Below are 6530 nucleotides of genomic sequence, written 5' to 3'. Positions count from 1 at the left end.
CCCGCCGGCCGCTCCGCCGCCGGTCCACCGGTCCGCCGGTCCACCAGGGTCGACGCCCCTCGGCCCGGCGGGAACCGATCCGCACTGACCGGTAGTCATCTCCCCTGGCACGTAGGACCGTAGGGGGAACACCGTGACACCGCAGGCAGCCGCGCAGCACGGACCGGGCGGCCGGCACCGGGGGCCCGGGTCCGGGCTCGCCGCCTGGTTGAGCGCCGCCACCGTCCTCGGCGGCTCGCTGGTGCTGCTCGTCGCGCTGCTCGGGACGGACGGCGGCGACATCGGGACCACGTCCTACCGCGACGGCTACCGGGTGGGCAAGGAGTCCGGGATTCAGGTCAGGGACACCGCCGAGGACGCCGTCGCGGTGGGGCGCGCCTGCTCGAACCTGGCCGGGAGGTCCGTGCCGCAGGGGTGGTACACCGGCTGCTCGGACGCGCTGACCGGGAGCAGCCCCAGGCGGTGACACCGCCCCCACTGCGGGACGTCCGGCTCCCTGGCGCGCCCGCGTGTTCGAGAACCTGCACGCAGGAGTGATCCACGGTGCCGTCCGGCCCCGCGACCAGTTGTACGTGGTGTCACCCGACCCCCACCCTCCTGGAGCCTCCATGACGTCCGCGCCCGTGTCCGGCACCCGCAGCCCGCTGCGCCAGAGCCTAGGCGAGTGGCGGATCGGCCTGGTGGCCTGGCGGTTGATCGTCCTCCAGGCGGCCCATCCCGCGGTCGCGGCCGGCATGGGCCGCTACTCGACCTACCGGGCGCACCCGTGGCGGCGGATCCAGCACACCGTGGACAGCGGTGCGAGGCTGTTCTCCGCCGGGCCCGAAGAGCGCCGGCTCGAGGTGGCGCGGCTCGCCCGCACCCACCGCCGGATCCACGGCACCGATGACGCCGGGCGCCCGTACACCGCCGAGGATCCCGCGGTCCGCGGCTGGGTGATGGTGACCTTGTACGAGGCGATCACGGCCATGCACGAGCTGTCCGGACAGCGCCTGCGGCCCGCCGAACTCGACGTGCTCTACGCCGAGTTCAGGGAGGTCTGCGAGGCGCTGGAGATCCCCGGCGAGGTCCTCCCGGCGACCGCCGCCGAGGTGCCCGCGTACGTGCAGCGCAACGTCCGCGAGGTCCTGGAGTACGGCGACGTGGTCCGCCACCTGCTGTTCGAGGTGCTCCGTGAGGCACCGGCCCCCCGCCGGCTCGGCCGGCTCCGGCCCGCGTGGCCGCTGCTGCGGGTGGCGGCGGCCCGGCTGCTGAGCACCCTCACGGTGGCCGACCTGCCGCCGGCCTGGCACGACAGGTTCGGTCCCGGTCGCACCCGCTCCGGCGCGGCACTGTCGTGGGCGGTCCACCACGGTGTGCGGCACGTCATGGCCCGTCTGCCCGAGCATCTGCGCCACCGTCACACCCCCTCGGCCGACGGCGCCGCGACCGCCGCGACCGCCGCCGGACGGCCGGTCCCCCGGCGCGCGCCGGCCCGCCCGTCCCGCGGGCCGCGTTCCGCCGACACCCGCCGGGCCCGCCTGGAGACCTTCTTCCACCAGGTGCTGGACCAGACCGCGGACGGGCGGGTCGACCGGGCCGACCTCCAGGCCATGGTCCACAACGTCTGCTGGCAGCTCGAGGTCCCCGCGGAGCGCGAGGACGTGCTGTACGCCGCGTTCGAGACCTGGTGGCAGGCGCTCTGCCCGGCCATGGACGCCGACGGGGACGGCGCCGTGGACTGCGCCGAGTTCGTGTCCGCGATGCTCGCCGGTGCCGACCGCGACCCAGCCCACCTCGACCACGGACTCGTCCCCGCGATGCGGGCGCTGTTCCGGGCCGCCGACACCGACGGCAGCGGTCACCTGTGCGCCGACGAGTACCGCGTCCTGTTCGGCGGTCCGCGCGTGCACCCGGCCGAACTCAACGACGGTTTCCGGCAGTTGGACACCGACGGGGACGGCCGGATCAGCGAGGAGGAGTTCGTCACCGCCTTCACCGACTTCTTCACCGCCCGGACCGACACCATCGCCGGCACGGCCCTGCTCGGCCGCCCCTGACACCTGGACGCCGGGCGGGCCGGCCCCGCCCGGCGCGGGAAATCCGTGGCAGCCGCCGCGGGGCGGGGGCATACTGCCGCGGTGTACTCCGACGCCGATGCCGCCGAGCTGTACGACCGCCTCAACACCTGGGGCCCCGACGACGACTTCTACCTGTCCTTCGTGCTGGACGCCCCGTCCGTGCTGGACGTCGGCTGCGGTACCGGAAGGCTGCTGCACCGCGCTCGCGAGGCCGGTCACACCGGCCGGCTCACCGGTCTGGACCCGGACGCCGCGGCACTGGCCCGGGCCCGCCGCCGGGGCGACATCGAGTGGATCGAGGGCAGGGCCGCCGACGCGGCCGGGGCCTCGGAGTTCGCACTCGCCGTCATGACCGGCAACGCCTTCCAGGTCCTGGTCACCGACGAGGAGTTGCGGACGTCCCTGGCGGCGATCCGCGCGGCACTGGCCGTCGGCGGGCGGTTCGTCTTCGGCACCCGCAACCCGGGGGCGCGGGCCTGGGAGGGCTGGCACCCGTCGAACCCGTTCGACCTCGTCGACCACGCGGGCCGTCCGCTGCGGCTGATCCACCGGGTCGAGTCCGTCGCCGACGGGGTCGTCACCCTCACCGAGACCACGGCGACCCGCGAGGGCGATCCCCTGCGCACCGACCGGGCGCGTCTGCGGTTCCTGGACGCCGACGGGATCGGGGCGTTCCTCGCCGAGGCGGGCTTCACCGTCGACAGCTGGTACGGCGACTGGGCGCGGGGCCCGCTGACCGCCACCGGCGAGAACATCGTCGTGGTGGCCCGCGCGGTCGGGCACTGAGGCCTCGGGGCCCGGCCCCGGCGGGTCAGCCGCGTGGCCGGGCCGCGGCCAGGGAGCGCAGCCGGGCGTGGACGGCGGCGGGCTCGGTACCGGTCAGGGCCGCGACCGCGGCCGGCGGCAGGCCGAGGACCAGGTGGAGCAGCAGGACGTCCTGCTGGGGCGCGGTGAGGTGGGCGACCGGGCGCAGCGGGCGGGGGCCGGCCAGGGTGCAGACCCGGCTGCGCAGGGTCTGCCAGGCGCAGGCGGCCGGGCTGGCGGCGGCCAGCACGTCGTGCCAGTGCCCGGCGAGTTCGCGGAATGCGTCGCGGACGACGCCGTTGGCGTCGTCGGGGGTGAGCAGCAGGGCGGCGTAGCGCCGGTAGTTGTCGCGGTGGAGGTCGTGCAGGGCCCACAGGTCGAGGTGGGGTGCGGGGCCGGGGGCCGTTCGGGTCCTGGGCGGTGTGGGCATGGGTGTTCCCCGGGGTAGCCGGTGGGTGGGGTGGACGGTCCCGCGGACAGGGCGTGCGGGCCCTGTCCGCGGGGCCCGGTCACCGGGCGAGCGCCGCGCTCTCGCCGGTGCCGTCGCGGCCCGCCGGGGCCTGGAGGTGCGCGGTGTCGGCCTTGTCGGCGCTCGCGCTCTGTTTGAGCGCCACCCACAGCCTGAACAGGGTCTCTGTCGGGATGCTGCCGGTGGAGGTCTGCATCGCGCGGGCGAATTCGCGCTGGTAGGTCTTGGCGGTCATCGGTACCGGGGTCCGGGCGTTGTTCGTCCGTTCCCAGGCGGCCGCCCACAGGGCGCGGCGGCTCTCCTTGACCCCGCAGGCCTGCATGTAGGTGGTCAGCAGGGCCTTGTGGAGGGGTGCCTCGCCCTTGAGGACCAGGGCGAGGGTGCTGGAGGGCAGGCGGCCCCCCCGGGCGCGGGCCCGGCGGTCCAGTTCCTCCAGGGAGGGCCAGTCCGCCTTGCGGCGCATCTCGTGCATGGCCCGGCGCAGGTCGGCGAAGGAGTCGACGTGTTCCGGGTTGAGGCGCCGTGGTGCGCGGCGGCGCTGCCCGCCGGACGGGCGCGGGACGTGGGCCCAGTAGTTGGCCTGGGTCCACTTCCTGCGGGCCGTCCTGAGGTCCGCGCCGCACTCGCGGGCGATGGCCTCGGTGACCTCCCAGCTCGGCAGGGAGCGGCCGCTGGCGGCCCGCTGCAGGGTGGTGTGGTGGAAGTTCGTCCGGTCGGCGAGCTGACGGTAGGTCAGCTTGGAGCGGTCACGTTGCTCGCGCAGCCAGCAGGCCAGGCGGCGCAGTGCCGGTTCGCTCGCCGCGACCGGGTTCTCTCTGCGTCCCATCGCGGTCGGCGCCTTCGCTCAGGCCCGCTCCCGCCGCAGCCGGAGTCCCAGCAGCCAGCTGCCGCCGGCCAGTTCGAGCGCCGCGCCGGCCGACATCCCGGCCGCGACCAGGGCGGCGGCGAGGGCGATGACGACGATGATCACGATCGCTTCGGCGCGTCCGGGCAGCCAGGACGGGACCGGGCGCGGCCCGTCGGCGGCGGCGCAGCGGGCGGGGACGGGGGCGGGCTTGTTGCGCTTCCTCGTCATCGAGGAGACCTCCTGTAGCACTGTCTACTCCAACAGGTCGGAAGTTCGATGGTTGGCGTCACCGAAGCATCCGTTCGGGTAACACTCTGTCAGGCGTACGGGTGATTCCCAATCGGTTCGGTGAACGCAGTGCGGATTGATGCGTCACCGTCCGGGCCGGTGCCGGGAATTTCGGAACAGCGGTGCGACACAACCGCAGGCCCGACGGCCGAAACTGAAAATTGATGCGCATTCGCGCAGCATCCCCTTGTCCCCGCCATGCCTGGGTGTGACGATTGCAGCGGCGTCGTCCAGACCTCACGGTCGGGCACCCGGGGCGCTGTTCACTCCAACGAATTCGGGAACACCCGGAGCGGGCCGTGTTGGCGCATGGGCCCGCCCGGACAGCAGAGACCGCCCGGCCGTGAGGCTCGAGCGGTCTCTGTGCATTCCGGTACGGGGCGCCGGGCCGCCGTGTCAGCCGACGTCGGCCGTCGTGGGAGCGGCCGCCGCTCCTGGCGTCGCGCGGCGTCGGCGCACCGCGAGGACCCCGCCCGCCGTCGCGGCGGCGAGCACCGCCGACGTGCCCAGCGCCCAGGGCAGTACGGGACTGCCGTGCGCGGCCGGCGTGGCGGCCAGTGGTACGGCGGCCGGCCGGTCCGTGGGCGTGGGTGCCGGGCTCGGGGTCGCGCTCGGGACGGCACTCGCGCTCGGTGACGGCGCCTCGGGCGTCGGGGACGGCGGCGCCTCGGACGGGACGGGCGACGCCGGGTCGGCGGCGGGTTGCGGCACCGGGGTGCCGGTCGGCGTCGTCCGCGGTGCGGACGTCCTGGTGGCAGTCGGCCGCGGGTCCGGCTTGCGGGTCGTGGCGCCGCCGGGTGCCGGGGTCGGGGCCTGGGCGGGGCCGCCGCCGGTGAATTCGAAGCTCACGCCGCCCATCTTGGTGCCCGTCACCATCGAACAGGGCCCCTCCGGGTAGAGGTAGGCGCCGAGTTCGTACACCCCGTCCGGGCTGCCGACGGGCATCGAGAGGGTCTCGTGCAGCACGTGGTCACCGCGGGTCAGTCCGCCGAACTCGACGCGGTTGGAGTTCCAGGTGCCGAGGTTGCCGGACTGCAGGGCCGGCTTCCAGGTGAACGAGAAGCGGTGCGCCGGGCCGCCGTCCACGCTCAGCTGCACCGACGGCGCCGGCCCCGGAGTGTAGCCGCCCTGCTGCCGGGTGGGGATGACCATCACCTCGAACGCCGTGGCGCTCTGGTCGGGGGCGTCGAGGTGCAGGGTGTTGTCGGTCTGACGGGAGCCGCCCGTGCGAACCTTGGGGACGGCGCCGTACACCCCGTCGATCCGGTAGGTCCCGGACGTCATCGTCGTGCAGACGTCCGCGTGCGCCACGCCGGCGCCGGTCACCGTGGACAGGGGTATCGCAAGGGCCAGGATCAGGCCGCGTCTCGTCATGGCCCCGCATCCTAGGGGTGCCGGCGCGCGGTCCTCGCACCGGTACCCGGGCGGACCGTCAGCCGGCGGTCGCGGTGGCGGGCGGGGCCGTGCGCGCGGTGGCCTTGCGGATCTGCGCCCGGACGATGTCGGCCCGCAGCGCGGGCGATTTGGCGGTGTCGTCGCCGAGTTCGAAGAGGACCCGGTTGTCGCCGACCGCGGCGTACAGGACGGCGGTGCTGAATCCCCCGGCGGAGGCGACGGCCCCGGTCGGGCTGTCGAGCGCGAAGGCGACGGCCGGTACGCCCGCGTCCTCGAACGCCACCTCCCGGACCCGGATGGTGCGGTTCCCCGCCCCGGTCGGCACCTTGAGTTCCCGGCAGCCGTCGCGGACCGCCGCCGCCAGGGCATCGAACCGTGCCGGGACCTCGCCGGGGGCGAACGCGCCGAGATCGACGGTGGTCCGGTTGCCGAAGGTGTTGTTGCCGATCACGTAGACCGCCCGGGCCCGGGCCCGGGGCTCCTCGGTCAGTGCCGCGACCACCGGCGCGCACCCGGGGGACGCGGCGGCGGCCTGGTCGAACCCGGCCCAGGGCTGCGGCACGGGCGAGGGTTCGACGACCGCCCCGCCGGGCAGGTCGGCGACGCCGAGCCGGGCCGACCACAGCTGGTCCTCCGTCAGCGGGCCGAGCGCCACCCGGGCGGGCTG

8 protein-coding genes are annotated in these 6530 nt (G+C 75.1%); 3 read left to right on the top strand and 5 right to left on the bottom strand.

The window, feature by feature from the left end; all coding sequences use genetic code 11:
• Window positions 1-133: 133 nt before the first annotated feature.
• From AA75_RS43795 to AA75_RS43785, 3 genes are all read left to right on the top strand, one after another.
• A complete protein-coding gene (locus AA75_RS43795) occupies window positions 134-466 on the top strand; it encodes a hypothetical protein (protein ID WP_033826148.1) in 333 nt (110 codons plus the stop codon).
• A gap of 142 nt (window positions 467-608) precedes the next feature.
• Window positions 609-2039: an EF-hand domain-containing protein gene (locus AA75_RS43790; protein WP_051814448.1), complete on the top strand. Its 1431-nt coding sequence runs from the start codon at window positions 609-611 to the stop codon at window positions 2037-2039.
• 81 nt (window positions 2040-2120) lie between these two features.
• Window positions 2121-2846 carry a trans-aconitate 2-methyltransferase gene (locus AA75_RS43785; RefSeq protein WP_033826147.1) on the top strand — a complete coding sequence of 242 codons (726 nt, stop codon included), beginning with the start codon at window positions 2121-2123 and terminating at the stop codon, window positions 2844-2846.
• A gap of 25 nt (window positions 2847-2871) precedes the next feature.
• On the opposite strand, the gene AA75_RS43780 is transcribed toward AA75_RS43785, so the two are convergent.
• From AA75_RS43780 to AA75_RS50630, 5 genes are all read right to left on the bottom strand, one after another.
• Window positions 2872-3294: a hypothetical protein gene (locus AA75_RS43780; RefSeq protein ID WP_033826146.1), complete on the bottom strand. Its 423-nt coding sequence runs from the start codon at window positions 3292-3294 to the stop codon at window positions 2872-2874.
• Between the two features lie 79 nt (window positions 3295-3373).
• Window positions 3374-4159 (bottom strand): helix-turn-helix transcriptional regulator, encoded by a 786-nt coding sequence (locus tag AA75_RS43775; protein WP_033826145.1) that lies wholly within the window; start codon window positions 4157-4159, stop codon window positions 3374-3376.
• Between the two features lie 18 nt (window positions 4160-4177).
• Window positions 4178-4408, bottom strand: coding sequence for a hypothetical protein (locus AA75_RS43770; protein WP_033826144.1), 231 nt, complete (start codon window positions 4406-4408; stop codon window positions 4178-4180).
• A 456-nt stretch (window positions 4409-4864) separates the two neighbouring features.
• Entirely contained in the window at window positions 4865-5842 is a 978-nt protein-coding gene (locus AA75_RS43765; RefSeq protein WP_033826143.1) for a hypothetical protein, read from the bottom strand.
• 58 nt (window positions 5843-5900) lie between these two features.
• Window positions 5901-6530 (bottom strand): hypothetical protein (locus tag AA75_RS50630; RefSeq protein ID WP_033826142.1); only part of this gene is annotated, 630 nt, incomplete at its 5' end.

Source organism: Kitasatospora sp. MBT63, from assembly GCF_000710465.2.
Taxonomy (GTDB): domain Bacteria; phylum Actinomycetota; class Actinomycetes; order Streptomycetales; family Streptomycetaceae; genus Kitasatospora.
Note: the sequence above shows the minus strand (reverse complement) of the source record. Positions and strands in the feature narration are given on the sequence as shown.